The organism is Streptomyces yatensis, assembly GCF_018069625.1.
Lineage (GTDB): Bacteria > Actinomycetota > Actinomycetes > Streptomycetales > Streptomycetaceae > Streptomyces > Streptomyces yatensis.
This window is the reverse complement of record NZ_CP072941.1, coordinates 5,623,925-5,647,516: the sequence shown is the minus strand read 5'-3', so window position 1 is coordinate 5,647,516 and position 23,592 is coordinate 5,623,925. Positions and strand designations below refer to the sequence as shown.

At 72.3% G+C, this 23,592-nt stretch carries 25 protein-coding genes; 7 read left to right on the top strand and 18 right to left on the bottom strand.

Annotated features, from left to right (window positions below; genetic code table 11):
• Positions 1–35 precede the first annotated feature (35 nt).
• Entirely contained in the window at positions 36–671 is a 636-nt protein-coding gene (locus J8403_RS23780) for an SCO3374 family protein (RefSeq protein WP_211124923.1), read from the top strand.
• Positions 672–676: 5 nt separating this feature from the next.
• Here the strand turns inward: J8403_RS23780 and J8403_RS23775 are convergent, their stop codons facing one another.
• From J8403_RS23775 to J8403_RS23730, 10 genes are all read right to left on the bottom strand, one after another.
• Positions 677–1,012: a histone-like nucleoid-structuring protein Lsr2 gene (locus J8403_RS23775; RefSeq protein ID WP_059142482.1), complete on the bottom strand. Its 336-nt coding sequence runs from the start codon at positions 1,010–1,012 to the stop codon at positions 677–679.
• 221 nt (positions 1,013–1,233) lie between these two features.
• Entirely contained in the window at positions 1,234–1,755 is a 522-nt protein-coding gene (locus J8403_RS23770) for an amino-acid N-acetyltransferase (RefSeq protein ID WP_014061627.1), read from the bottom strand.
• A 22-nt stretch (positions 1,756–1,777) separates the two neighbouring features.
• Complete coding sequence (locus J8403_RS23765; RefSeq protein ID WP_078642159.1) at positions 1,778–2,173, bottom strand: BlaI/MecI/CopY family transcriptional regulator; 396 nt, start codon at positions 2,171–2,173, stop codon at positions 1,778–1,780.
• A 154-nt stretch (positions 2,174–2,327) separates the two neighbouring features.
• Positions 2,328–2,510 carry a hypothetical protein gene (locus tag J8403_RS23760; RefSeq protein WP_078642160.1) on the bottom strand — a complete coding sequence of 61 codons (183 nt, stop codon included), beginning with the start codon at positions 2,508–2,510 and terminating at the stop codon, positions 2,328–2,330.
• Positions 2,511–2,620: 110 nt separating this feature from the next.
• A complete protein-coding gene (locus J8403_RS23755) occupies positions 2,621–3,433 on the bottom strand; it encodes a hypothetical protein (protein WP_246585952.1) in 813 nt (270 codons plus the stop codon).
• Positions 3,434–3,780: 347 nt separating this feature from the next.
• Positions 3,781–4,578 carry a type III pantothenate kinase gene (locus J8403_RS23750; RefSeq protein WP_059142477.1) on the bottom strand — a complete coding sequence of 266 codons (798 nt, stop codon included), beginning with the start codon at positions 4,576–4,578 and terminating at the stop codon, positions 3,781–3,783.
• A gap of 3 nt (positions 4,579–4,581) precedes the next feature.
• Positions 4,582–5,616, bottom strand: a complete 1,035-nt coding sequence (gene nadC, locus J8403_RS23745; RefSeq protein ID WP_211124922.1) for a carboxylating nicotinate-nucleotide diphosphorylase — start codon at positions 5,614–5,616, stop codon at positions 4,582–4,584.
• Positions 5,613–7,370: an L-aspartate oxidase gene (locus tag J8403_RS23740; protein WP_211124921.1), complete on the bottom strand. Its 1,758-nt coding sequence runs from the start codon at positions 7,368–7,370 to the stop codon at positions 5,613–5,615. Before J8403_RS23740 ends, nadC begins: the two co-directional genes overlap by 4 nt.
• On the bottom strand, positions 7,367–8,338 hold the full coding sequence (gene panC, locus J8403_RS23735; protein WP_211124920.1) for a pantoate--beta-alanine ligase: 972 nt from the start codon (positions 8,336–8,338) through the stop codon (positions 7,367–7,369). The genes J8403_RS23740 and panC overlap by 4 nt, the downstream gene beginning before the upstream one ends.
• Entirely contained in the window at positions 8,335–9,270 is a 936-nt protein-coding gene (locus tag J8403_RS23730) for a Rossmann-like and DUF2520 domain-containing protein (RefSeq protein ID WP_211124919.1), read from the bottom strand. Before J8403_RS23730 ends, panC begins: the two co-directional genes overlap by 4 nt.
• Positions 9,271–9,417: 147 nt before the next feature.
• Between J8403_RS23730 and J8403_RS23725 the strand changes: the two genes are divergently transcribed.
• Positions 9,418–10,671, top strand: coding sequence for a threonine aldolase family protein (locus J8403_RS23725; protein WP_211124918.1), 1,254 nt, complete (start codon positions 9,418–9,420; stop codon positions 10,669–10,671).
• Here the strand turns inward: J8403_RS23725 and J8403_RS23720 are convergent.
• A complete protein-coding gene (locus J8403_RS23720; RefSeq protein ID WP_211128728.1) occupies positions 10,579–10,953 on the bottom strand; it encodes a hypothetical protein in 375 nt (124 codons plus the stop codon). The two genes, J8403_RS23725 and J8403_RS23720, sit on opposite strands and share 93 nt — an antisense overlap.
• 99 nt (positions 10,954–11,052) lie before the next feature.
• Between J8403_RS23720 and J8403_RS23715 the strand changes: the two genes are divergently transcribed.
• Both J8403_RS23715 and J8403_RS23710 read left to right on the top strand, forming a co-directional pair.
• The gene (locus J8403_RS23715; protein ID WP_211124917.1) at positions 11,053–12,132 is read left to right on the top strand and encodes a DUF5937 family protein; all 1,080 of its coding nucleotides are present in this window, start codon (positions 11,053–11,055) and stop codon (positions 12,130–12,132) included.
• A 99-nt stretch (positions 12,133–12,231) separates the two neighbouring features.
• Complete coding sequence (locus J8403_RS23710) at positions 12,232–12,579, top strand: ArsR/SmtB family transcription factor (RefSeq protein WP_211124916.1); 348 nt, start codon at positions 12,232–12,234, stop codon at positions 12,577–12,579.
• Between the two features lie 110 nt (positions 12,580–12,689).
• On the opposite strand, the gene J8403_RS23705 is transcribed toward J8403_RS23710, so the two are convergent.
• Both J8403_RS23705 and J8403_RS23700 read right to left on the bottom strand, forming a co-directional pair.
• The gene (locus tag J8403_RS23705) at positions 12,690–13,379 is read right to left on the bottom strand and encodes a response regulator transcription factor (protein ID WP_059142470.1); all 690 of its coding nucleotides are present in this window, start codon (positions 13,377–13,379) and stop codon (positions 12,690–12,692) included.
• A gap of 95 nt (positions 13,380–13,474) precedes the next feature.
• Positions 13,475–14,671 carry a sensor histidine kinase gene (locus J8403_RS23700; protein ID WP_211124915.1) on the bottom strand — a complete coding sequence of 399 codons (1,197 nt, stop codon included), beginning with the start codon at positions 14,669–14,671 and terminating at the stop codon, positions 13,475–13,477.
• Between the two features lie 108 nt (positions 14,672–14,779).
• Between J8403_RS23700 and J8403_RS23695 the strand changes: the two genes are divergently transcribed.
• Together J8403_RS23695 and J8403_RS23690 are read left to right on the top strand one after the other, a co-directional pair.
• Positions 14,780–15,802, top strand: coding sequence for an SAM-dependent methyltransferase (locus tag J8403_RS23695; protein WP_211124914.1), 1,023 nt, complete (start codon positions 14,780–14,782; stop codon positions 15,800–15,802).
• Between the two features lie 116 nt (positions 15,803–15,918).
• Complete coding sequence (locus J8403_RS23690; RefSeq protein ID WP_211124913.1) at positions 15,919–17,061, top strand: NADH-quinone oxidoreductase subunit D; 1,143 nt, start codon at positions 15,919–15,921, stop codon at positions 17,059–17,061.
• Between the two features lie 86 nt (positions 17,062–17,147).
• Here J8403_RS23690 and J8403_RS23685 read toward each other — a convergent pair whose 3' ends face one another.
• From J8403_RS23685 to J8403_RS23670, 4 genes are all read right to left on the bottom strand, one after another.
• Positions 17,148–18,140: a hypothetical protein gene (locus tag J8403_RS23685; RefSeq protein ID WP_246585951.1), complete on the bottom strand. Its 993-nt coding sequence runs from the start codon at positions 18,138–18,140 to the stop codon at positions 17,148–17,150.
• 248 nt (positions 18,141–18,388) lie between these two features.
• Entirely contained in the window at positions 18,389–19,348 is a 960-nt protein-coding gene (locus J8403_RS23680) for an ABC transporter substrate-binding protein (protein ID WP_211124911.1), read from the bottom strand.
• Between the two features lie 230 nt (positions 19,349–19,578).
• The gene (locus J8403_RS23675) at positions 19,579–20,316 is read right to left on the bottom strand and encodes an ABC transporter permease (RefSeq protein ID WP_211124910.1); all 738 of its coding nucleotides are present in this window, start codon (positions 20,314–20,316) and stop codon (positions 19,579–19,581) included.
• Entirely contained in the window at positions 20,316–20,999 is a 684-nt protein-coding gene (locus J8403_RS23670; protein WP_093462836.1) for an ABC transporter permease, read from the bottom strand. The genes J8403_RS23675 and J8403_RS23670 overlap by 1 nt, the downstream gene beginning before the upstream one ends.
• A 139-nt stretch (positions 21,000–21,138) precedes the next feature.
• Here J8403_RS23670 and J8403_RS23665 point away from each other — a divergent pair, with 139 nt between their 5' ends.
• A complete protein-coding gene (locus J8403_RS23665) occupies positions 21,139–22,296 on the top strand; it encodes an ABC transporter ATP-binding protein (protein ID WP_211124909.1) in 1,158 nt (385 codons plus the stop codon).
• A 42-nt stretch (positions 22,297–22,338) separates the two neighbouring features.
• Here the strand turns inward: J8403_RS23665 and J8403_RS23660 are convergent, their stop codons facing one another.
• Positions 22,339–23,469, bottom strand: a complete 1,131-nt coding sequence (locus J8403_RS23660; RefSeq protein WP_211124908.1) for an alpha/beta hydrolase — start codon at positions 23,467–23,469, stop codon at positions 22,339–22,341.
• Positions 23,470–23,592: the final 123 nt, after the last annotated feature.

Sequence of the window (23,592 nt, the reverse complement as noted above, 5' to 3'; positions counted from 1 at the left end):
GTAACCAAGCGGGCGGGCGGAGAGTTCTGCTGGGCATGATCCACAGGGTCCACGGCGCGAGGCCGTCCGCACCGGCACCGGCCCCCTCGGCACACCGGTGCCAGTCGTCGCGCCGGTGCGAGTCGTCACTCCGGTACGAGCGGGAGCTGGGCTGGCCGACGGCCGGCAGCGATCCCGTCGAATTGCTCACGGGGGTGGCCTTCGACGTCATCGAACTGCCGGCCGTGGCCGGACGGGCGATGCTGCGGCGCGTACCGCGGACCGGTCCGGTCGCGGTGGAGGGCGCCTGGATGCGACTTCTGGTGGCCCCTGGCAGCGCCGACGAGCTTCCGGGGCTGCTCGACTGGCTGGAGTGGGGCGGTGTGGCACTGGACCTGGGCGCGATCGGCGCCGGTGGCCGGATCACCGCGCCATGCCCCTCCCGCTCCTGGCCGCCGGCCCTGGACGCCGGGGCGCCCGGAGAGCGATGCCCGCAGGAGGCCGCCGTATGGCTGCGACCTCCCGACCCGAAGGGCGAGGTGGAGCCAACGCTGCCGAGGACAGGCTTCGGGGGCGATGGGGGCGCCCCCGATCTCGTACGGCTCGTGAACGCGGCGGCCACCGAATGCCACCGCACCCGATTGGTGCGCGCCCGGCCGCTGCCGAGGCAGCGGCGAGCCGGGAAAGGCTGACGCGCTCAGCCGTTGGCCTTCTCGTATGCCTCACGAACGGTCGCCGGAACACGGCCGCGGTCGTTGACCTCGTAGCCGTTCTCCTTCGCCCAGGCGCGGATCTTCGCGGTGTCCTGGCTGCCGCCCGACGCCGCGCGCGCCTTGCCCCGGCCGCCGGAAGCCCGGCCACCGGTGCGCCGGCCGCCCTTGGTGTAGGGCTCCAGGGCGTCACGGAGCTTGTCCGCGTTGGTGGTGGTGAGGTCGATCTCGTAGCTCTTGCCGTCAAGGGAGAACGTCACGGTCTCGTCCGCCTCGCCGCCGTCGAGGTCGTCGACAAGAAGGACCTGAACCTTCTGTGCCATGGGGTTCCTTTCAGGGAAAACGGGGGGCTCGGGGGTGCGGCGTTAGCCGCTGATGACTCACCCCCCAGGTAATTACACTACGAGAGAATAGGAAACCGCCTTTCCCGGAAAAACACAAACCCCCCGGGAAGGTTCGACCGATCCACCAAGCGGGAAGCCTCATGGAAGGTCATGTTCCGGAGCTATGTGATAGGGGAGCGATTCGGACATAGGGCCCGCGATCACAGTTGCAGAAGCATCCGGCTGTTGCCAAGGGTGTTCGGCTTCACCCGTTCGAGACCAAGGAACTCGGCGACGCCCTCGTCATAGGAACGCAGGAGCTCGCTGTACACATCGCCGTCGACCGGCGTCTCGCCGATCTCCACGAAGCCGTGCCTGGTGAAGAAGTCGACTTCGAAGGTGAGGCAGAAAATGCGCCGCACCCCCAGCCAGCGCGCCGTCTGCAACAGCTTGTCGAGCACCAGGTGGCCTACGCCGGTGCCCTTGAGAGTCCGATCGACGGCGAGAGTGCGGACCTCCGCGAGGTCTTCCCACATGACGTGCAGCGCTCCACAGCCAATGACCTCAGCGTCCTCGTCGCGCTCGGCGACCCAGAACTCCTGGATGTCCTCGTAAAGCGTCACGGTGGCTTTGTCGAGCAGGATGCGATCGTCCACGTAGGAGTCGATGAGGCGGCGCACCGCTCGTACATCGCCGGTCCGGGCACGGCGGACGGTGACTACTTTTGATAGTGGGGAGGACATGCCCGGACGCTATCGCCCTGGGTCATCGCCCCGACTCACCGGGGCTCTCCCCGGTCTCCCCCAGTTGTGCGACGCGCATGGCATCCCGTAGTGCGTCGCGCTGCTCTTCGGACATCATCCCGAAGAACGCGACGAGAGCGGCCGCGGGGTTGTCACTGGTCGACCACGCTTCGTTCATCAGTGCGGCCGAGTAGGCGGCGCGCGTGGAGACCGCGGCATATCGATAGGCGCGGCCTTCCACCTCCCGGCGCAGCCAGCCCTTGTGATGGAGGTTGTCCATTACCGTCATGACGGTGGTGTAGGCGATCGAGCGTTCCCGCTGAAGGTCTTCCAGCACTTCGCGGACCGTGACCGGGCGGTTCCACTTCCACACCCGCGTCATCACCGCGTCTTCGAGATCTCCCAATGGCCTAGGCACACGGAGAATAATAGTGGGAGATGTCCCGAATGTCGGGAGGTCTGCGCGGGAAAAGCCGCACGCCCCGGAACGCGATGCGTCCTGGGGCGTGGTCCGGCGTGCTGCCGCCGTGCGGTGCGGGGGCGGCGGCGCGCGATGGGCCCGATCGATCCGATCAGGCCGTCTCGCGCTCCGGGGCCGGGCCCTCGGCCTCGGAGCGGGCCGCCAGCACCGCGTCCACCGCGGCGTCCTCCTTGGACTTGTTGGCGCCGCCCTGGCTCTTCACCATCGTCACGATGAGCGCGGTGAAGGCCACGGCCATAACGACGGGCGGGATCAGCGCGGAGACATAATCCATGGCTCTCGGCCTCCTTATTGCTCGAGACCACCAGATTACGCGGCGCGCCGCGGCCTCCCGGAGCCGGGCACCGGTCCGGGCGCGGCGGGCCGGGGGCGGGCCCGGCGGGCTCAGGCGGAACGGGCCCCGGCGCCGAGGCCCGACCCGTGCTCCGGGGGCGGCGAGGGGCGGCGCTTGGGCGGGAAGACCTCCGCCGGCGTGGGCACCGGACGCCCCGGGCGCGGCGCCCGGCGGCCGGGCTCCCGTCGCTTCGGCTCCTCGCGGTCGCCGTGTTCCGGCGCCGCGGGCTTCTTGCGCGGCTGCGGCTCCCGCTTGGGCTCGTCGGCCTTCTGAAGGGCCTCCCGCACGGTCTCCGCGCCCTTTCGCGCCACTCCCCGCGCGGCCGCCCCGGGCGCCGCCGAGACCCCGCCGGGCAGGGCACGCAGCCGAGGGCCCACGGGGCTCGTGCGCGGCTGCACGACGGCGCCGGCGCGCTCCGCGAGCCGGGCGCGCACGCCCCGCTCGGCAAGGCGCTCGCAGTGGCTCAGCAGCGCGCGCCGGCGCGTCGCCTCACCACCCCCGGCGGCCGACCCGCACAGTGCGCGGAGCGCGGCCAGATCCTCGGCCAGCGGCTCGTAACCGGCCGCGAGGGCGCCCTGGAGCTGCTCGAGATAGCCGACGGCGGCGCCGGGCAGGGCGGCGCGGTAGCGGGCGAGCTCGTCGAGCAGGAACGCTCGCAGCCGCCCGCCCTCGCGGACCGCTTCGTCCACGGCCTCGGCGAGCCGGAGACAGTCCTGGACCTCCTCCGCCCGGTCCGGGCCGAGGGGGCCGGCAGAGGGAGTGACGGGGTCGGGTCGGAGGGCGATGGCGAGGGCGCGTCGGAGCACACGCAGCTCATCCGCACTGAACGCCATTCCGCCGCGGGATCCATATGGCGTGGGCATGGAGCGACTTTAAGTGCTAAGCGGACAAATTTCGCTCAGCGCCGGACGGTGCGGCGCGTTGCGGACGTCGAACCGCCATACGGGGGAAGCGCCGGACGGGGCCGCGCCGAGGCGGCCCCGTCCGGACCCGGCACCCGGGGCGGACCGTCGCATCCGGGTGCCGGTGTACGTGGTCGACGGCCCTTCCGCTTGTCAATACGGAATTCGAAGTGCCGTCTTTCCCTTGACCGCTCCGTGACCAATGGCGAAGAGCGATCGGCGCCCCCGGCGAATCCAGAGCGCGGGAATTCGTTTCGGAATGCCGTCAATACGGCCGAGCACGCAGGTGAAGAGCTGATCGCCGGTGCTCAGCCGCGCGAGACGTTCCGCTCGTAGACCAGTCTGAGGCCGATCAGGGTCAACCAGGGTTCATGCTCATCGATCACTGAGGATTCTCCTAGCACCATGGGCGCCAGCCCGCCGGTGGCGATCACGGTGACGTCCTCCGGGTCCTGCGCCAGCTCCCGCGCCATTCGGCGGACGATCCCGTCCACCTGGCCCGCGAAGCCGTAGAGGATGCCGGACTGCATGGCCTCCACCGTGTTCTTCCCGATCACGCTGCGCGGGCGGGCCAGCTCGATCTTGCGCAATTGCGCCCCGCGTACGCCCAGCGCCTCGACCGAGATCTCGATGCCCGGCGCGATCACCCCGCCCACGTACTCCCCGCGCGCGCTCACCGCGTCGAAGGTCGTCGCGGTGCCGAAGTCGACGACCACGCACGGACCCTCGTACAGCTCGACCGCGGCCAGCGCGTTGATGATCCGGTCGGCGCCGACCTCCTTGGGGTTGTCCATCAGGATCGGCACGCCGGTCTTCACGCCCGGCTCGACCAGGACGGACGGCACATCGCCGTAGTAGCGGCGGGTCACCTCGCGCAGCTCGTGGAGGACCGAGGGGACGGTGGAGCAGATGGAGATGCCCGCGATGCCGTCGCCCAGCTCCTCGCCGAGCAGCGGGTGCATGCCCATCAGACCCTGCAGCAGGACGGCGAGTTCATCGGCGGTGCGGCGGGCGTCGGTGGAGATCCGCCAGTGCTCGACGATCTCCTCGCCGTCGAACAGGCCCAACACGGTGTGCGTGTTTCCGACGTCGATGGTCAGCAGCATCGATTACTTCCCCTCGGCCTCGCGCAGGTCCAGGCCGATGTCCAGGATCGGGGAGGAGTGGGTGAGCGCGCCGACCGCCAGATAGTCGACGCCCGTCTCGGCGTACGTACGGGCGCCTGCCAGCGTCAGCCGCCCCGAGGACTCCAGCGCGGCCCGCCCGGCGACCAGCTCGACGGCCTCGCGGGTGCGCTCCGGGGTGAAGTTGTCCAGCAGGATGAGGTCCGCGCCCGCCTCCAGGACCGGCGGGATCTGGTCGAGGGTGTCGACCTCCACCTCGATCGGCACATCGGGGAACTCGGCCCGCACGGCGCCGAACGCCTCCGCGACGCCGCCCGCCGCGATCACGTGGTTGTCCTTGACCAGCGCGGCGTCCGAGAGCGACATCCGGTGGTTGACCCCGCCGCCGCAGCGCACCGCGTACTTCTCCAGGGCGCGCAGCCCCGGGGTGGTCTTACGGGTGTCACGGACCTTGGTCTTCGTCCCGTCGAGGGCATCGGCCCACGCACGGGTCGCCGTCGCGATACCGGAGAGCCGGCACAGGAGGTTGAGCGCGCTGCGCTCACCGGTGAGCAGGTCGCGGGTGCGGGTGCGGACGCTGAGCAGCTTCTGGCCCGCCGCCACCCGGTCGCCGTCCTCGACATGCCGCTCGACCTCGAACTCGTCCGTACAGACGACGGACAGGATCGCCTCGGCGATCCGCAGCCCCGCGACGGTGCCCGCCTCACGGGCCGTGAAGTCCCCGGTGGCGAAGGCGTCCTCGGGGACGGTGGCCACGGTGGTGACGTCCACGCCCTGGTCGAGGTCCTCCTCGATGGCCATGTGCGCGATGTCCTCGACCTGGATGGGGTCGAGTCCGGCACCGATCAGCAGCTCGGCCAGGTCGGGGTCCAGACCGCACTCCATCGGGTCGAGCCCGGAGCCGTCGGCGTCGTCGCCGCAGCCGCAGGCGTCACCGCAGCCCGCCGCCTCGCCGGGGCGGCCGATCTGCAGCAGCGGCAGGGACACGGATGGCTGGCGGTCTTCGGAGGTGCTGCTCACGGGCGGGACTCCGTCTCGGTTCGGGGGGTGGTCGATGGGGGAAACGCTTCGGAGTCGGTGGCACGGACATCGAGGGCGCCGTCCGGGCGGAGGGTGACCAGGAGGTGGCGGCGCCAGGCCGCGTCGTCCCGCTCGGGGCGGTCCTCGCGCCAGTGGCAGCCGCGGGTCTCCTCCCGGCGGAGCGCGGCGGCGACCAGGACCCGGGCGACCAGATGGAGGTTGGTGGCCTCCCAGGTCTCGACCCCGGGCTCGGCCGTCTTGCCGTCCCGCCGCAGCTGCGCCACGGCGTCGTCGTGGACGCGCTCCAGGCGGTCGGCGGCGCGGGCCAGGCTCTCGGCGGAGCGCAGCACTCCGGCGCCCTGGGTCATGATGTGCTGGATCTCGTAGCGGGCCTCGGAGGCGAGCAGGGGCGCCTCGCCGGGGACACCCGCGTACGGCCGCTCGGGGGGCGCGGCGGGGCGCGCGGGGCCATCGGCTCCGGCGGTGATGTCCTCCGCGATGCGCTCCGCGAAGACCAGGCCCTCCAGAAGGGAGTTGGAGGCCAGCCGGTTGGCGCCGTGCACGCCGGTGCAGGCGACCTCCCCGCAGGCGTAGAGCCCGGGGACGGTGGTGCGGCCCCGCAGATCGGTGCGGACCCCGCCGCTCGCGTAGTGCGCGGCCGGGGCGACCGGGATGGGCTCGGTCACCGGGTCGATGCCGTGCGCGCGGCAGGCGGCCAGGATGGTCGGAAAGCGCCGCTCCCACATCCGGGCCCCGAAGTGGCGGGCGTCCAGGTACATATGCTCGGCGCCGCGCTCCCGCATCCGCCGCATGATGCCCTTGGCGACGATGTCACGGGGCGCCAGCTCGGCCAGCTCGTGCTGCCCCTGCATGAAGCGCACCCCGTCGGCGTCGACGAGATGGGCGCCCTCGCCGCGCACCGCCTCCGAGACCAGCGGCTGCTGGCCCTCCGCCTCCGGGCCCAGCCACAGCACCGTGGGGTGGAACTGCACGAACTCCAGATCGCTGACCTCGGCCCCGGCGCGCAGCGCGAGCGCGACCCCGTCGCCGGTGGAGACGGCGGGGTTGGTGGTCGCGGAGAAGATCTGGCCCATGCCGCCGGTGGCGAGGACGACCGCGCCCGCCCGCACCGCGCCCACGCCGTCCCGCTGGCCCTCGCCCATGACGTGCAGGGTGACCCCGGCCGTCCGGCCGGAGCCGTCCCCCAGCAGGTCGAGCACCAGGGCGTTCTCCACGGTGTCGATACCGGCCGCGCGCACCGCCTCGACCAGGGCCCGGGAGATCTCCGCGCCGGTCGCGTCGCCGCCCGCGTGGGCGATCCGGCGGCGGTGGTGGCCGCCCTCGCGGGTCAGCAGGATCTCGCCGGTGTCGTCGTCGGCGTCGAAGCGGGCGCCGGTGGCGATGAGCCGGCGCACCGCGTCGGGTCCCTCGGTGACCAGCGTCCGTACCGCCCGCTCGTCGCAGAGCCCGGCGCCGGCCACCAGGGTGTCGTCCAGATGCTGCTCGGGGGTGTCGCCCTCGCCGAGGGCGGCGGCTATGCCGCCCTGGGCCCAGCGCGTGGAGCCGTCGTCCAGGCGGGCCTTGGTGACCACGGTGACCTTGGCCCCGGCCGCGGCACAGCGCAGCGCCACGGTCAGCCCGGCGACCCCGGAGCCGACGACCACGACATCGGCCTCGGTGGCCCAGCCTGGGGCGGGCGCGCGCAGGGCCGTGGCGGGGGACGCGGCGTCGGGCCGCCCGGTCGGATGGGTCATCGGGCGGCTCCGATCCACAGGCGGATGTTGTCTATCAGGCGGGTGGCGCCGACCTTGGCCGCGACGGCCAGCACGGCCTCGCCGGTGTATCCGTCGGACACCTCGGTGAAGTCGGCGGGGTCGGCCAGGCCCAGATAGTCGAGGACGAGCGGCGGTTCGAGCCGCGCCGCCTCGTCCAGCACCACCCGCGCCGCGGACCGCACCGCGGCGGGGGACGCGACCCGTATCAGCTCGTGCTCCTCGGCGCCTGCCGGGCCTTCCCCGGCCGCCAGCAGCCCCGCGTCCCGCCCCGCGAACAGCGCCCGGGACAGGGCCAGCGCGGTGTCCCGCTCCTGGGCCGACAGATAGCGGTTACGGCTGGAGAGGGCGAGGCCGTCGCCCTCCCGGACGGTGGGGACGCCGACGATCTCGACCGGGAAGTCCAGGTCGCGCGCCATCCGGCGGACCAGCGCCAGCTGCTGGGCGTCCTTCTCGCCGAAGAAGGCGGCGTCGGGGCGGGTGAGATGGAGCAGCTTGGCGACGACGGTGAGCATCCCGTCGAAGTGGCCGGGCCGCGAGGCGCCCTCATAGCGCTCGCCCATGGAGCCGGCGGTGATCCGGATCTGCGGCTCGCCGCCCGGATACATCTCCTCGGCGGACGGGGCGAAGACGATGTCCGCGCCCGCCTCGGCCGCGACCTCGAGGTCGGCGTCGAGGGTGCGCGGATAGCGGTCGAGGTCCTCGCCCGCGCCGAACTGCAGCGGATTGACGAAGACGGTGACGGTCACCAGGCCCTTGGCGCCCACCCGGTCACGGGCGGCGCGGATGAGCGAGGCGTGTCCGTCGTGCAGCGCGCCCATGGTCATCACGACGGCCGTGCGCCCCGGCACGGCGAAGTGGGCGAGCGCCGCGTCCAGATCCGAGCGATGGCGGAACAGCTCCACATCCGGCTCCCCAGGAAGCGCCTTGGTCCACAGCTTCGGGCTCATGACTCACTGCCTCCCCGGCCCCGTGCGTCGGTCACATCCGAGAGCACGCCCAGCAGGTCCTCCGCGAGCTCCGGCTTGAGCAGGCCGTGCGCGAGCGCCCGGTCCGCGGTCGTCCGGGCCATGGCCAGATAGCCGGCGACGGCGTGCGGGGCGTGCCGCCGCAGCTCGGCGACATGGGCGGCGACCGTGCCCGCGTCGCCGCGCGCGACCGGGCCGGTCAGCGCGGCGTCGCCGCTGCGCAGCGCGTTGTCCAGCGCGGCCCCGAGGAGGGGGCCGAGCATCCGGTCGGGGGCCTCGACCCCGGAGGCGCGCAGCAGCTCCAGGGACTGGGCGACCAGCGTGGTGAGGTGGTTGGCGCCGATGGCGAGGGCGGCGTGATAGAGCGGACGGGACTCCTCCGCGATCCACTCGGGCTCCCCGCCCATCTCGATGACCAGCGCCTCGGCCGCCAGCCGCAGCTCCTCGGGGGCGGTGACGCCGAAGGAGCAGCCGGCCAGCCGCTGGACGTCCACCGAGGTGCCGGTGAAGGTCATGACGGGGTGCAGCGCGAGCGGCAGCGCACCGGCCCGCAGCGCGGGCTCCAGCACACTGACGCCATAGCGGCCGGAGGTGTGCACCAGCAGCTGGCCGGGGCGCACCGCACCGGTTTCGGTCAGGCCCGCGATCAGCTCCGGGAGCGCGTCGTCGGGGACGGTGAGCAGCACCAGCTCGGCCCGCGCCAGCACCTCGGAGGGCGGGACGATCGGGACCTCGGGGAGCAGGGCGGCGGCCCGGCGCACGGAGGCGTCGGAGACACCGGAGGCGGCGACCGGGCGGTGTCCGGCCAGCCGCAGCGAGGCGGCGAGGGCCGGGCCGACGCGGCCCGCGCCCACGACCCCGACGGTGAGCCGGGCCGGGCGGTCCTGCGGCTCGGGAAGTGGTTGTGCGTTCACGCGACAGCGGCCTTCCGTTCCAGTCCTCAGGGGGTACCGGACGATTCCCCGCCATGCTACGCGAGTGTTTCCGGGGGAGTTCGGCCGCGGCCGGGACCTGTGGACAACTCTGTGGTCCGATGGACACCCGTACGACATGATCGGCCCATGAAGGACAGGACGGGCGAGGCGGACGAGACGGCAGCCGGTGTGGACGAGGCAGCCGCGGACGAGGCGGGCGCGGCGGACGACGCCGCCGACGACACGGAGCGGGCCGCGCGAGTGCGCCGCCTCGCGGCCTGGCACGGCTCCGAGCGGACACTCACCCGCGGGCCCGCTGAGCGGCGGATCACCGAGCGGCTGTCCGCCCTCACGGCCGCCCTTACGGCCGACCCCTCGCCGTACGGCGGGGACGGCTGGGTGGACATCTACGGGGACGGCATCGTCGAGGAGCTGGAGCGGCGGGTCGCCGCGCTGCTCGGCATGGAGGCCGCGGCGTTCTTCCCCACCGGCACCATGGCGCAGCAGGTCGCGCTGCGCTGCTGGGCGGGGCGCACCGGGAATCCGGTGGTGGCGGTGCATCCGCTGTCGCATCTGGAGGTGCACGAGCGGGACGCGTATCTGACGGTGAGCGGGCTGCGCGCGGTGCATTCCACCAGCGAGCCGCGGCCGCCCACCGCCGAGGAGGTGCTCGGCCTCGACGAGCCGTTCGGCACGCTCGCCCTCGAACTCCCGCTGCGCGACGCCGGGTTCGTGCTGCCCGAGTGGGACGAGCTGGTCGCGGTCGTGGAGGCGGCCCGGGAGCGGGACGCGGTGGTGCACTTCGACGGGGCGCGGCTGTGGGAGTGCACGGCCCACTTCGGCCGGGAGCTGCCGGAGATCGCCGGCCTGGCGGACTCCGTCTATGTGTCCTTCTACAAGTCGCTCGACGGCATCTCGGGAGCGGCGCTGGCCGGGCCCGGGACCCTGGTGGCGGAGGCCAGGGCGTGGCGCCACCGGTACGGCGGCCAGCTCTTCCAGCAGTGGCCGGCGGCGCTGGCCGCGCTGGACGGCCTGGACCGTGAGCTGCCGAGGCTTCCGTCGTACGTGGCGCATGCGCGCGTGGTGGCGCAGGCACTGCGGACGGCGTTCACGGCCGAGGGGGTGGGGTGGTCCCGGGTGCATCCGGAGGTGCCGCACACCCACCAGTTCCAGGTGTGGCTGCCGTATCCGGCGGCCGTGCTGGACGAGGCGGGGGTGCGGCTGGCGGAGGAGACCGGGACGACGCTGTTCCGTCGCTGGCGGGAGCCGGGGCCGCCCGGTCTGGCCACGACGGAGCTGACGGTCGCCTCACCCGCACTCGACTGGACGGCCGACGACGTCACCGCCGCGGCCGGTGCCTTCCTCGACCGGGTCCGGGAGCTCACGGAGGGGGACGGCTGACCGGAACCGCAGGGCGGCCAGCGCCTCCCTGACCGCCCTTACGGCGCGCGGCACCGCCCTGACGGCATGCGGCATCGCCCTTACGGCGCCCGGCGCGTCCGTAAGGCGGTCATCGCGGCCGTGGCGGCGGGCCCAGCGCCCCGCCGTCCCGGCCCGGACGTCGCGGTACTCGCGCAGCTCCCGGACGGTGCGCCAGTCGTGACGGCCCGGAGCGGGCGGGGCGGGCTCGCCGCGCCGCGCGGCCCGGTACAGGTCGAGTGCGTACTGCTCGGTGAGGGACATGGCTCGACGGTCCGCCGGGCCCCGGACGCCGGTCACGCCGATTGACGGCGGCCGTCAAACGAGGGCGGCGCCGGGGGCGGGCTGCCCCACCATGGGCTCATGGCCAATGTCATCGACATCGCCGGGCTGCCGTCCGAGCGCATCGTCTTCAGCCCGTCCCCGCTCGCCGAGCTGGGCGCCGCGCTCCATGTGCTGTCCGAGCCCGGCCACCACCCCGGGCTGCACGGCTGGGCCACCGCCACGTCCTCCGCGCTCAAGCCGGACCTCGCGGACCGGCTCTGCGAGGCGGACTTCCTGTGGCGCTCCTCCCGCTCCGATCTGCTGCTCCCGGCCGTCCCCGGGGCGACGCTCGCGGAGGAGCTGGACGCGCTGGACCGGATCGACGACGAGACGTTCGTGGCGGCCGCCTTCGAGATCGCCTGCTCGGCCGCGTACTCCCGGCGCACCTCACCGCTGGTCGACGCGGACGAACGGGCCCGGGTCCGCGAGTTGGCGGCCGCCCGCGGGCCGCGCCAGGCGGCGTTCACCCACCGGATGCTGGAGGACCCGGACGGGCTGCGGGTCTGGTTGCGGCGGCTGCTGGAGGACTGCGACGAGGCGTTCTTCGCCGACACCTGGCGGCGGACGCGGATCCAGCTGGCCGCCGACGCCCGCCACAAGGCGGAACTGCTGCAGCGCAAGGGGCTCGGGGAGGCGCTGACGGCGGCCTCCGCCGCGCTGTCGCTGTCGGAGGACGGGGACAGCATCCTGGTCGACAAGCTGGCGGGCGGCCGTACGACGGCCTATGGCGACGGCATCACCTTCATCCCGACCGCCTTCGGCTGGCCGCATCTCATCGTCGTGTACGCCCCCGGCTGGCGCCCGGTGATCCAGTACCCGGTCGCCACCCCCGAACTCCCGCCGCCCGCCGCCCTGGAGCTCGTCCAGCGCCGCATCGAGGCCCTGGCCCACCCGATGCGGATGCGGCTGTGCCGCACCCTGGCCCGCGGCCCGCACACCACCGGTGAGCTCTCCGAGTCGTACGGCATCACGCCCCCGGAGGTCTCCCGCCATATCGCCGTGCTGAAGAAGGCCGGACTCCTCGCCACCCGCCGCCGCGGCCGCTATGTGCTGCACCAGCTCGACCTGCCGTCGGTGGCCCGCCTGGGCAGCGACTTCCTGGAGAGCGTGCTGCGGTAGGGCCCTGGCGGTAGCGTGCGGTCCCAGGGGCTCCGCCTAAAATGTTCACCCCGGGGTGAACAGCGACCGGGCCATGAGCGGCAGAGGAGCAGGGCAGCGATGAGCAACCGAAGCCACCGGGCCGCGCCCGAGCACACCCACCCCGACGACGTCCCGGTGCAGACCGCGCTCGCGGCGCTCGCCGACCCCGTACGGCTTCAGCTGGTCCGCGAACTGGCCACCACCGCCGACTGGGAGCGCACCTGCGGCACCTTCGACGTGCCGGTGGGCAAGGCGGCGCTCAGCCACCACTTCTCGGTGCTGCGCGCGGCCGGGCTGATCGAGCAGCGCGACATGGGCCCCAAGCGGGTCAACCGGCTGCGCCGCCCGGAGTTCGACCAGCGCTTCCCCGGACTGCTCGACCTGGTCCTGCGCGACCGGCAGGAGAACGGCGAGGAGGAACGGTAGGACGGCCGTCCCCCGGTGAAAACGCCGCCGTAAGGACGCCGACTCCACCGTAAAGACGTCACCGTAGGAAAGCCGCCGTAGGAAAGCCGCCGTAAGAGCGCCGCCCCGCCTCAGCGAGCCGGTCCCGCCGAGCCCCCGGCCCGCACCAGCCCCGTCTCGTAGGCCATCACCACCACCTGCACCCGGTCCCGCAGCTCCAACTTGGTGAGGATGCGCCCCACATGGGTCTTCACCGTCGCCTCGGACAGCACCAGCCGCGCCGCGATCTCGCCGTTCGACAGCCCCTGCGCGACCAGCAGCACCACCTCGCGCTCCCGGTCGGTCAGCCGCTCCAGCTCCGGACGGACCCGGCCGCCGCTTCCCCCGCCGCCCGGCAGCATCGGCGCGAACCGGTCCAGCAGCCGGCGCGTCGTGCTGGGGGCGACCACCGCGTCGCCGCTGTGCACCGCGCGGATCGCCGCGAGGAGTTCCGCGGGCGGCACATCCTTGAGCATGAAGCCGCCCGCCCCGGCCTTGAGCGCGGAGAAGGCGTACTCGTCCAGATCGAACGTGGTCAGGATGATGACCTTCGGCGCCCCCTCCCGCTCGCATATCCGCCGGGTCGCCTCCACCCCGTCCAGCTTGGGCATCCGCACGTCCATGAGGACGACGTCCACCTCCGTGGAGCGCACCGCCTGCAGCGCCTCCACCCCGTCGCCCGCCTCGGCGACGACCTCCATATCGGGCTGGGCCGCGAGCACCATCCGGAAGCCGGTACGCAGCAGCACTTGGTCATCGACGAGCATGACGCGGATCGACATTCCGGACGGGTCCCTTCCTCTGGCCTGGCAGCCGGCTCACAGCGGCCACGGCGCGACGTTACGCATGCGCATACGGGTCATGATGCGCCCACCGCTCAACGGACCGGCTTCAGCGGCAGCAGTGCGCTGATCCGGAAGCCGCCGCCGGGCCGCGGCCCCGCGTCGAGCGTGCCGCCCACCATCCCGACGCGCTCGCGCATCCCGATCAGCCCGTGGCCGCTGCCGTCGGCGCCGCCGTCCTGGTACATCTCGCGCTGCGCGCCCCGCCCGTCGTCCTCGACCAGCAGCCCGAGCCCGTCGTCGAAGTAGGTGAGGCGGACGCTCGCGCCCACGTCCGGGCCGCCGTGCTTACGGGTGTTGGTGAGCGCCTCCTGCACGATGCGGTACGCGGTCAGCTCGACCCCGCTGGGGAGCTGGCGCGGGCTGCCCACCACCTTGAAGTCCACCGGGAGCCCGGCGCCGCGCACCTGCTCCACGAGCTCGTCGATCTGCTCGACGTCCGGCTGGGGGACGTAGTCGTTCTCCTCGCCCGGCTCCCCGGTGCGCAGCACGCCCAGCAGCCGCCGCATCTCGGCGAGCGCCTGGCGGCCGGTGCCGGAGATCGTCTCCAGCGCCTGCCGGGCCTGTTCCGGCGAGGCGTCCATGACGTACGCGGCGCCGTCCGCCTGCACCACCATCACCGACACGTTGTGTGCCACCACGTCGTGCAGCTCCCGCGCGATCCGGGCGCGCTCGGCGGCCACCGCGACCTTCGACTGCGCCTCGCGCTCCTTCTCCAGCCGGGCGGCCCGCTCCTCCAGCTGGGCGTAGTAGGCGCGGCGGGTGCGGATCGAGTCGCCGAGCACCCAGGCCAGTACGAACGGGATGGAGACGAAGACCGCCGAGACGAGGTCGTCCCACCAGCCCTGGTGGGACTGCGGCCAGCGGAGGGTGGCGAGCGGGGCCGCGCTGATCGCCACGCCCAGCGCGAAGCGGGAGGCCCGGCGCGAGGAGGCGACCGCCACCGTGTAGACGATCACCAGCATGGCGAAGTCGGCCAGATTGGGCTTGACGTCGGCGGCCAGCTGGGCGACACCGCACACGATGGCCAGCGCCAGCATCTTCTCGGGAGCGCGGCGGCGCAGCGCGACCGTCGTCCCCAGCGCCAGGACGATCGGCACGGCCGCGAACCGGGAACCCCGGCTCATCTCCGCCTCCACGACCCACAGGGAACCGAAGCCGACGAGGAGGACGGCCCAGAAGGTGTCCACCCCTGTCGGATGCCGGCGGAGAAATTCGTAGAGGCGCTGCACGTCACCCAGCGTAGGCACCGCCGAACCCTCTCGGGTCAACCCGAGGGGCGATCCGTATCGCCCGGCCCTACTCCCCAAGGTGGAGACGATTCCACATAGCGTGGCGGTGTGGCGACTGAGAAGCATGAGTGGAGCGGATGGCGTACGGCGGCCGAACGGGCGCTGTACGGAACGGGCGGATTCTTCCGGCGCCCGGAGGGCCCGGCCGGGCATTTCCGCACGTCGGTGCATGCCTCACCGCTTTTCGCCCGGGCGGTCGCGGAGCTGCTGGGCCGGGTGGACGAGGCGCTGGGCCGCCCCGCCGAACTGGCGCTGGTGGACCTGGGCGCCGGCCGCGGCGAACTGCTCACGCGGGTGCTCGCCCTGGCCCCCGGCCTGCCGCATGAGCTGGACCGGCGGCTGCGACCCTACGCGGTGGAGCGGGCGGAGCGGCCGGCGGGCCTGGACGAGCGGATCCTCTGGCTCGACGCCCCGCCGCAGGGGTGCACGGGGCTGCTGTTCGCCAATGAGTGGCTCGACAACGTGCCCGTTGACATCGCCGAGACCGACGCGGACGGGGTGCCGCGCCGGGTCGAGGTGGACCTCGCGGCCGGGGACGGCACCGAGCGGCTGGGCGACCCGGTGGACGGCGAGGACGCGGCGTGGCTGGCCCACTGGTGGCCCCTGGCGGGCGCCGAACCGGGGCTGCGCGCCGAGATCGGCCATCCGCGCGACGCGGCCTGGGCGCGGGCCGTGCGCTCCCTGCGGGCGGGCCTCGCGGTCGCCGTCGACTATGGCCACGAGCGCGCCGCCCGGCCCCCGTTCGGCACCCTGACCGGCTTCCGCGAGGGGCGCGAGGTCCGGCCCGTGCCGGACGGCTCCCGCGATCTGACGGCGCATGTCGCGATGGACGCGTGCGCCGCCGCGGCCGGGCCCGGCGCCGGGCTGCTGACCCAGCGCGAGGCGCTGCGCGCGCTCGGCCTCGACGCCCGCCGCCCCCCGCTCGCCCTGGCCTCCACCGACCCCGCCGCCTATGTCCGCGCCCTCGGCGCGGCGGGCGAGGCCGCGGAGCTGACCGACCCCGGTGGTCTCGGCGCCTTCACCTGGCTCCGCCAGCCGGTGAACCTGCCGCACGACGTGCTCCGGCCGTAGAGGTGGTCCGACGGGTCGTGGCGCCTGCGGCGGGCCACGACCCGGACACTCCGTAGGGCCCGCGCGGCGGGGAGCGCCCGGCGGGGGCCTCCCGGGGAGCTGAGAGACTGGTACGCATGACGGAGACGACAGTCGGCATCGGCGGCGCCGCGGAGAGCACCGACATGGTGCTCAACATCGGCCCACAGCACCCCTCCACTCACGGAGTGCTACGGCTGCGGCTGGTCATCGACGGAGAGCGGATCCAGAGCGCCGAACCGGTCATCGGCTATATGCACCGGGGCGCGGAGAAGCTCTTCGAGGCGCGCGACTACCGCCAGATCATCATGCTGGCCAACCGCCACGACTGGCTCTCCGCCTTCTCCAACGAACTGGGCGTCGTGCTCGCCGTCGAGCGGATGCTCGGCATGGAGGTCCCGGAGCGGGCGGTGTGGACCCGTACGCTGCTCGCCGAGCTCAACCGGATCCTCAACCACCTGATGTTCCTCGGCTCCTACCCCCTGGAGCTGGGCGGCATCACGCCGATCTTCTACGCGTTCCGGGAGCGCGAGGACCTCCAGCACGTCATGGAGGAGATCTCCGGCGGCCGGATGCACTATATGTTCAACCGGGTCGGCGGCCTCAAGGAGGACCTTCCGGCGGGCTGGCTGGGCCGGGCCCGGCAGGCCGTGGCCGAGGTGCGCTCGCGGATGGACGTGTACGACGACCTGGTGCTCGGCAACGAGATCTTCCGGGGCCGCACCCGCGACGTCGGCGTCCTGACCCGCGAGACGGTGCACGGGTACGGCGTCAGCGGCCCCATCGCCCGGGCCTCGGGGGTCGACTTCGACCTGCGGCGCGACGAGCCGTATCTGGCCTACCCGGAGCTCCAGGACGTGCTCGAGGTCGTCACCCGCCAGGAGGGCGACTGCCTCGCCCGGTTCGAATGCCTGCTGGAGCAGACGCACAACTCCCTGGCGCTGGCGGCCGCCTGCCTGGACCGGCTCGACGCGCTCCCGCCGGGGCCGATCAACCAGCGGCTGCCGAAGGTGCTCAAGGCGCCCGAGGGCCACACCTACGCCTGGACCGAGAACCCGCTCGGCCTCAACGGCTACTACCTCGTCTCCAAGGGCGAGAAGACGCCGTACCGGCTGAAGCTCCGTTCGGCCTCGTTCAACAACATCCAGGCGCTCACCGAGCTGCTGCCGGGCACGCTCGTCGCCGACATGGTGGCGATCCTGGGGTCGCTCTTCTTCGTCGTGGGCGACATCGACAAGTAGGCGACATCGACCGGTAGTCGGCATCGGCCAGTGGCCGGCGACGCCACGTAGCCGGCGACGCCAGGACGCGCGCGGGCGCGATCCCGTTACGAGATCGCGCTCCGCAGCTCCCCGAGGTCGATCTGTTCCGTCTCGTCGTGCGCGGTCAGGTCGATGACCTCGCCCACCGCGCCCTTCCTGGTCTCCGCGAGGGTCTCGTCGCCGATGACATCGGCGAGGTCCTCCTCGGCGGGTTCGGCGGGTTCGGGCTCCCGCTTCTGCTTCTTCGGGTGCTTCTTCTGGGTGCCGAAGTAGTCGAAGCCGCTCTCCGAACGGGAGGCGGCCCGGCGTGCCGCGGCATACGGCACCACCGCCGAGGCGGCCGTACGGGCGTGGACGGGCGGCTCCTGGGGGCCGTCGTCGTCCTGCCCGCCGACCGCCGGGGGCTTCCCCAGCGTGGCGGCACCGCCCTTGTCGCGGTTCTCGCGCCGGCCCTCGCGCCCGTCCCGCTCCGCGTCCTTCCGGGCGTCCACCGCGGGGGCCGTGGTGTCGGACCGGGCACCCGCGGCGGCCTGTTCCCGCCGCTCCTTCTGCCGGCGCGCGCTCTCCCTGAGCCGGCTCAGCGCCTCGTCGGCCTTGGCGTAGGCGGTGGCCGACGGCATGGCGCGCCCGGAGGCGGAGCCGTCCGGCTCGTTCGACTCGGTGCCCGATGCAGCGGATTCGGCGGGGGCGGTCGCCGCCTCCAGCGCCTTCGCGGGGGACGCGGCCTCCAGGGCGAGCCGGCGGCGGCCCTCCAGGGCGGTGGCCCGCTCGGTCTCGGCCGTGGCGTAGCGGCGCAGCAGCTCGGCGTGCTCATTGCGCAGCCGGGCGAGCTCGGCGCGCTTGGCGCGCAGCCGGGTGTTGAGCGCGGTGCGGAGCTCGCTGGCCTTCTCGGCGTCCGCCTCGAGCTCCGCGATCCGCTCCTCGTACTTCATCTCCTGGCGCGCGGCCTCGCTCGCGGCCTCCGCGACGCGGCGGCCGGCCGAGCGGTCCCAACGGCGCATCAGGAACGCGCCGACGACCGCGGCGGCGGCCGCGGTCGCGGCAAGCCCGCGGATCACGACCGTATCGCCGACCAGCCAGGCTCCGGCGGCGCAGGTTATTGACGCGACTGCGACCGAAGCGGAGGGGAGAAGCCTGTGCAGGGGTGGGGATTGGCGGTGGCGTCCACGTGGCATGGCCCGAAACTTACCGTGCAAAGGGGTCGCTTGGGTGCCCGCCGGGCCAGATCTGTTGTCAATCCGTTGGCAAATGCGGCGGTCGCGTGTCCGTGATCCCTTGCCAAGCCCTCCCGAGCGGGGCTTTGATCCTACTTCACCAGCCCCTTGTCCCGCAGGTAGTCGGCGGCGACATCCGTCGGCTTGAGCCGCTCGGCGTCAACTTTCTTGTTGAGTTCCCGCAGATCGGCGGTGGTCAGCACCTTGGTGAGCTTGTTCAGCGAGTCCGCGATCTTCTGCGAGCCGGCGGACTTCGCATTCACCACGGGAAGTACGTTGTCGGCATTCTGCAGATTTTTGTCGTCGTCGAGCAGAACGAGCCCGAACTGATCCAGCGTGCTGTCCGTGGTCGTGGTCAGGACCATCTGGTCCTTACCGTCCTTGACGGCCTGCTTGGCCTGGACGCTGCCGATGTCCAGCGGGTCGATCCCGGCGATGTCGATGCCGTACTTCTTCTCCAGACCCGGCTGGCAGAAGGGCCGCTTGGGGCATTCGTCGCCCGCCGCCAGGGTGACCTTCTGCTTCGACTTCCCGAGGTCGGAGAGCGTCTTGAGATCATGTTTCTTGGCGAAGTCACCGCTGACCGCGAAGGCGTTCTGGTCCACGGCCTTGCCGGGGTCCAGCACCTTCAGCCCGCGCGGTTCGGCGAGCTTCTTCAGCGCCGTGACCGTCTCGTCGATGTCCGAGGAGGCCACCGGGGCGGCATTCGACCCGTTCTTCTTCTGGTTGAGGAATTCCGCCAGCGTCGCCGCGTACTCCGGCACGACATCCATCTGGCCCTTCTCCAGGGCCGGTTCATACAGCTCGCGGGCGTCCACGGTCTTGATCGAAGTGGAATAGCCGGCGTCCTTCAGAACCCCCGCGTACAGCTCCGCGAGGATCTTCGACTCGGAGAAGGAGGCGGATCCGATCACCAGCGAGCCCTTGCCCGGTTTCCCGGAGCTGTCACCGCCGCTCGACTTCTCCAGGCTGTCGCCGCCACACGCGGTCAGACCGGCCGTCAGCGCGGCGACCCCCGCGACGGCCGCCGCCGCCCGATAGATCTTGCTCATGGTTCCCCATCCGTAGTTTGTCCGCGTCGTCGCGTGGTGTGCGTCGGCCGCGTTTTCTGCGTTCTCTGCGTTGTCCGCGCTCTGTGCGTTGCCCGCGCTCGGTGCGTTGTCCGGGTGTGTTGTCCGCGCTCTCTGCGTCAGTCGCGCCATCCGCGTCACCCGCACCGCCCGCCCTTGGGTGCCCGCACGCACGCGTGCGTCCGGTCGCGGGAGGGCCCGGCCCGCGGGTGCTACGTGGTCAGCGCCGGTGAGGCCGGGGCCTGGTCGGCGGGCGGGCGGCGGGACGCGGCGAGCCGCCGCCCCGTCCTGCGCCGCATCGGGTCGAGCAGCAGCCCCAGCACCACGAAGACGCCCTCGACCACCAGCGCGAGGGCCGCGACCAGCACCGCCCCGGCCACCACCTGCGGGGTGTCGGTGAGCCGGAAGCCCGCCGTGATGATCCGGCCGAGCCCGCCGCCGCCGGGCAGCGCGGCCAGCGTCGCGGTGGCCACGACCTGCACCGCCGCCGTCCGTACGCCCGTCATGATGAGCGGGAACGCCAGCGGCAGCTCGACCCTGCGGATGAGCTGGCCGCCCGTCATCCCCATGCCGCGGGCCGCCTCCACGACCTCCTGGTCCGCCTCGTGCACCCCGACATAGGCGTTGGTGAGCAGCGGCGGGATGGCGAACAGCACCAGCGCGATGATCGTGGGCCACTGGCCGTGCGTCCCCAGCGGGCTGAGCAGCAACAGCACCAGCACCGCGAAGGTGGGCACGGCGCGCCCCGCGTTGGAGATGTTGACCGCGAGCGCGCCGCCCTTGCCGATGTGGCCGAGGGCCACGGCGATCGGCAGCGCCACCGCGCAGGCGATCGCCAGGCAGGCGAAGGTCAGGAACAGATGCTGGCCGAGCCGGTGCCACACCCCGTCGGGGCCCGCCCAGTGCGCACCGGTGGCCAGCCAGGTCCACGCCTTGGCGACGACGTCCATCAGGTGGTGCCCTTCCGACTCTTGCGCGCCCACGGCGTCAGCAGCCGCTGGAGGGCGAGCAGCAGCAGATCCGCCACGACCGCCAGCGCCACGCACAGCACCGAGGCGGTGAGCACTTCGGCCTTGAAGAAGCTGCGCATGCCTTCGTAGATGAGGTTGCCGAGGCCGCCGTATCCGATGATCGCGCCCACCGTGGTGAGCGAGACCGTGGAGACGGTGGTGATCCGCAGCCCGGCCATCAGCGCGGGCAGCGCGAGGGGCAGCTCCACGCCGAAGAGCAGCCGCAGCGGGCCGTACCCCATGCCCCGGGCCGCCTCCCGTGCCTCTTCGGGCACCGAGGCGAGACCGGCCATGATGTTGCGCACCAGGATCGTGAGCGAATAGAGCACCAGACCGGTGATCACCACCGCGACCGAGACCCCGAACACGGGCAGCAGCAGCGAGAACATCGCCAGCGACGGCACCGTATAGAGGATCGTGGTCAGCCCCAGCACCGGCCCCGACACGGCCCGCCATCGGCGGGCCAGCAGCGCCAGCGGAAAGGCGACCAACAGACCGATCGCGACCGACGCGAGCGTGATCCACACATGCTCGAGCGTCGCGTCCGTCAGCTCCTGACCACGTGTGCGTACATACTCACCGCATATCCACTCGTTACTGATCAGACAGTTTCCGTCGGCCATACGCTCACCTCCCCCGTCGGGTCGCGGCCCCTTGCTCTTCACAATTCCTGGTGACCCTAACCCCGGGAGATGACAATCTCGTCCGATCGCCACACAACAGCAACAATGTCTGCCACGAATGCGGCAACAATGAGGAGCCATGATCCGTTTCGAGCATGTCACCAAGCGCTACGCCGATGGCACGACGGCCGTGGACGACCTCTCCTTCGAGGTGACGGAGGGTGAGCTGGTCACCCTGGTCGGTCCCTCGGGCTGCGGCAAGACGACGACGATGAAGATGGTGAACCGGCTCATCGAGCCGACATCGGGACGGATTCTGGTGGACGGCGAGGACATCGCCGAGGCCGATCCGGTCGCCCTGCGCCGCCGCATCGGCTATGTCATCCAGCAGGTCGGGCTGTTCCCGCACAAGACCGTGCTCGAGAACACCTCGACCGTGCCGCATCTCCTGGGCTGGCAGCGGAAGAAGGGGCGGGAGCGCGCCGCCGAGCTGCTCGACCTGGTCGGCCTGGACCCGTCCGTCTACGGCGACCGCTACCCCGACCAGCTCTCCGGCGGCCAGCGGCAGCGCGTCGGCGTGGCCCGCGCGCTGGCCGCCGATCCGCCGGTGCTGCTGATGGACGAGCCGTTCGGCGCGGTCGACCCGGTCGTACGCGAACATCTGCAGACCGAATTCCTGCGACTTCAGTCACAGGTGCGCAAGACCGTGCTCTTCGTCACCCATGACATAGAGGAGGCGGTCAGGCTCGGAGACCGCATCGCGGTCTACGGCTCGGGGCGGATCGAGCAGTTCGACACCCCGGCCACGGTGCTGGGCGCGCCCGCCACCCCGTACGTGGCCGACTTCGTCGGCGCGGACCGCGGGCTGAAGCGGCTGTCGGTCACCCCCATCGAGCCGGGCGACCTGGAGCAGCCGCCCGTGGTCCACCTGGACGACCCGCTCCCCAAGGCGGCCGCCCGGCTGGCCTCGGAGGGGGCGCGCTGGGCCGTCGTCCTGGACGACGCGGAGCGGCTGCACGGCTGGATCCCGGCGGACGCGGCCGACGGCCCGAAGGGGACCGTACGGGACCAGGCGCGCCGGATGGAGGCGTGGCTGCCGGTCGGGGCGCCGCTCAAGCAGGCGTTCAGCACGATGCTGCAGCATGACGCGGGCTGGATCGCGGTCCTGGACGAGGACCGCTTCCTCGGCGTCCTCACCCCGGCCCGGCTCCATGAGGCCCTCCGCCGCTCGATCGACGCCGACGCGGGCGGCATCGCCCGCGGGGACGTCCAGCTGCAGACCGTCGCCGACGTGTAGACCGTCGCCGACGTGCAGGACTCCCAGGAGCCCCGGAGAGGCTCAGCGGTCGCTGAGGCGGCCGCCGAGCCACTCCAGCGCGGCCGGGACCTCCCGCTTCCAGGTGTTGAAGTTGTGGCCGCCGGTGCCCAGGATGATCGACGAGATCCGGGTCGGCTCCCCGCGCCGGTTCAGCCGCTTCACCTTGTTCACGAAGCGCACGGTGTCCCGGTAGTTCTGCTCACCGTGCTCACTGCTGGAGACCAGCAGCGACACCGGCGGCGCCGGCTTGTGGGACAGCCGCCACATCAGGTCGTTCTCCCGCTCCAGCCGCTTGCTGCCGCCGAAGAGATCGCCCGTGGTCGCGTCGATCGGGGCCTTGTACGACGGGGAGAGCCCGGCCGCCGCCGAGAACGCGTCGGGGTGGCGCATCGCCATCTTCAGGGCGCAGTAGCCGCCGGTGGAATTTCCGATGACGCCCCAGTTACGGGCCTGCTGACCCACGCGGTAGTGGTCGGCCACCGCCTTCGGCAGGTCCTTGGTGAAGAACGTCTCGGTCCGCGGCCCATCCGGCACGTCCACGCACTCGGTGTCGCGCGGCGGCGCGACCGTCGGCCGCATCATCACCAGGACGAGGGGCTGCATCCTCCCCGCTTTGACCAGTTTGTGCGAGTTCTGGGGGTATTTCAGGCCATTGATGAGGGCTTCGGTGGTGCCCGGGTAGCCTGTCAGCACCAGCGCGGCGGGGAAGGTCCGCCGGGCGTACTCGGGCCGGAAGTACTCCGGTGGCAGATAGATGTACGCGGGGCTCGCGATCCCGGAGACCGGACCCTGAATGTTCACCTTCTCGACACGTCCGGCGACCTTGGGCGACGAGCCGCCGTCCACGGCCAGATGGCGGGTCTCGGTGACCCGCACCCGGGTACCGGGGGTGTCGTGGTCCACCACGACACCCGGCTCGTCCTGCGTACCGAAGAGGTCGGACCAGGAACCGTAGAAGCCGAACGACTGATTGGCGAACAATCCGAACGCCGCGAACACGGTCAGCTGCGTCCCCAGTAGCATGCCGACCCGGCCGAGCACGGGAGCCACTCCGCGCCCGGACAACCGGGGCCACAGCCATATGGTGGCCGCGAACAGCAGCAACGCCGCGACGACCGCGGCGATCACGAGGTTGTTGCTCGTGAGACCCATCACTATCTTTCTGCCGGGCGGCCGGCTCCCCCGTGCCGCGGTTGGAACCCCGCTGCCTCAGATGGCGTCTACCAGGGCGCAAATCGTGCGGATGCCACGCAACAGAACCAAAGATCCTCTTGA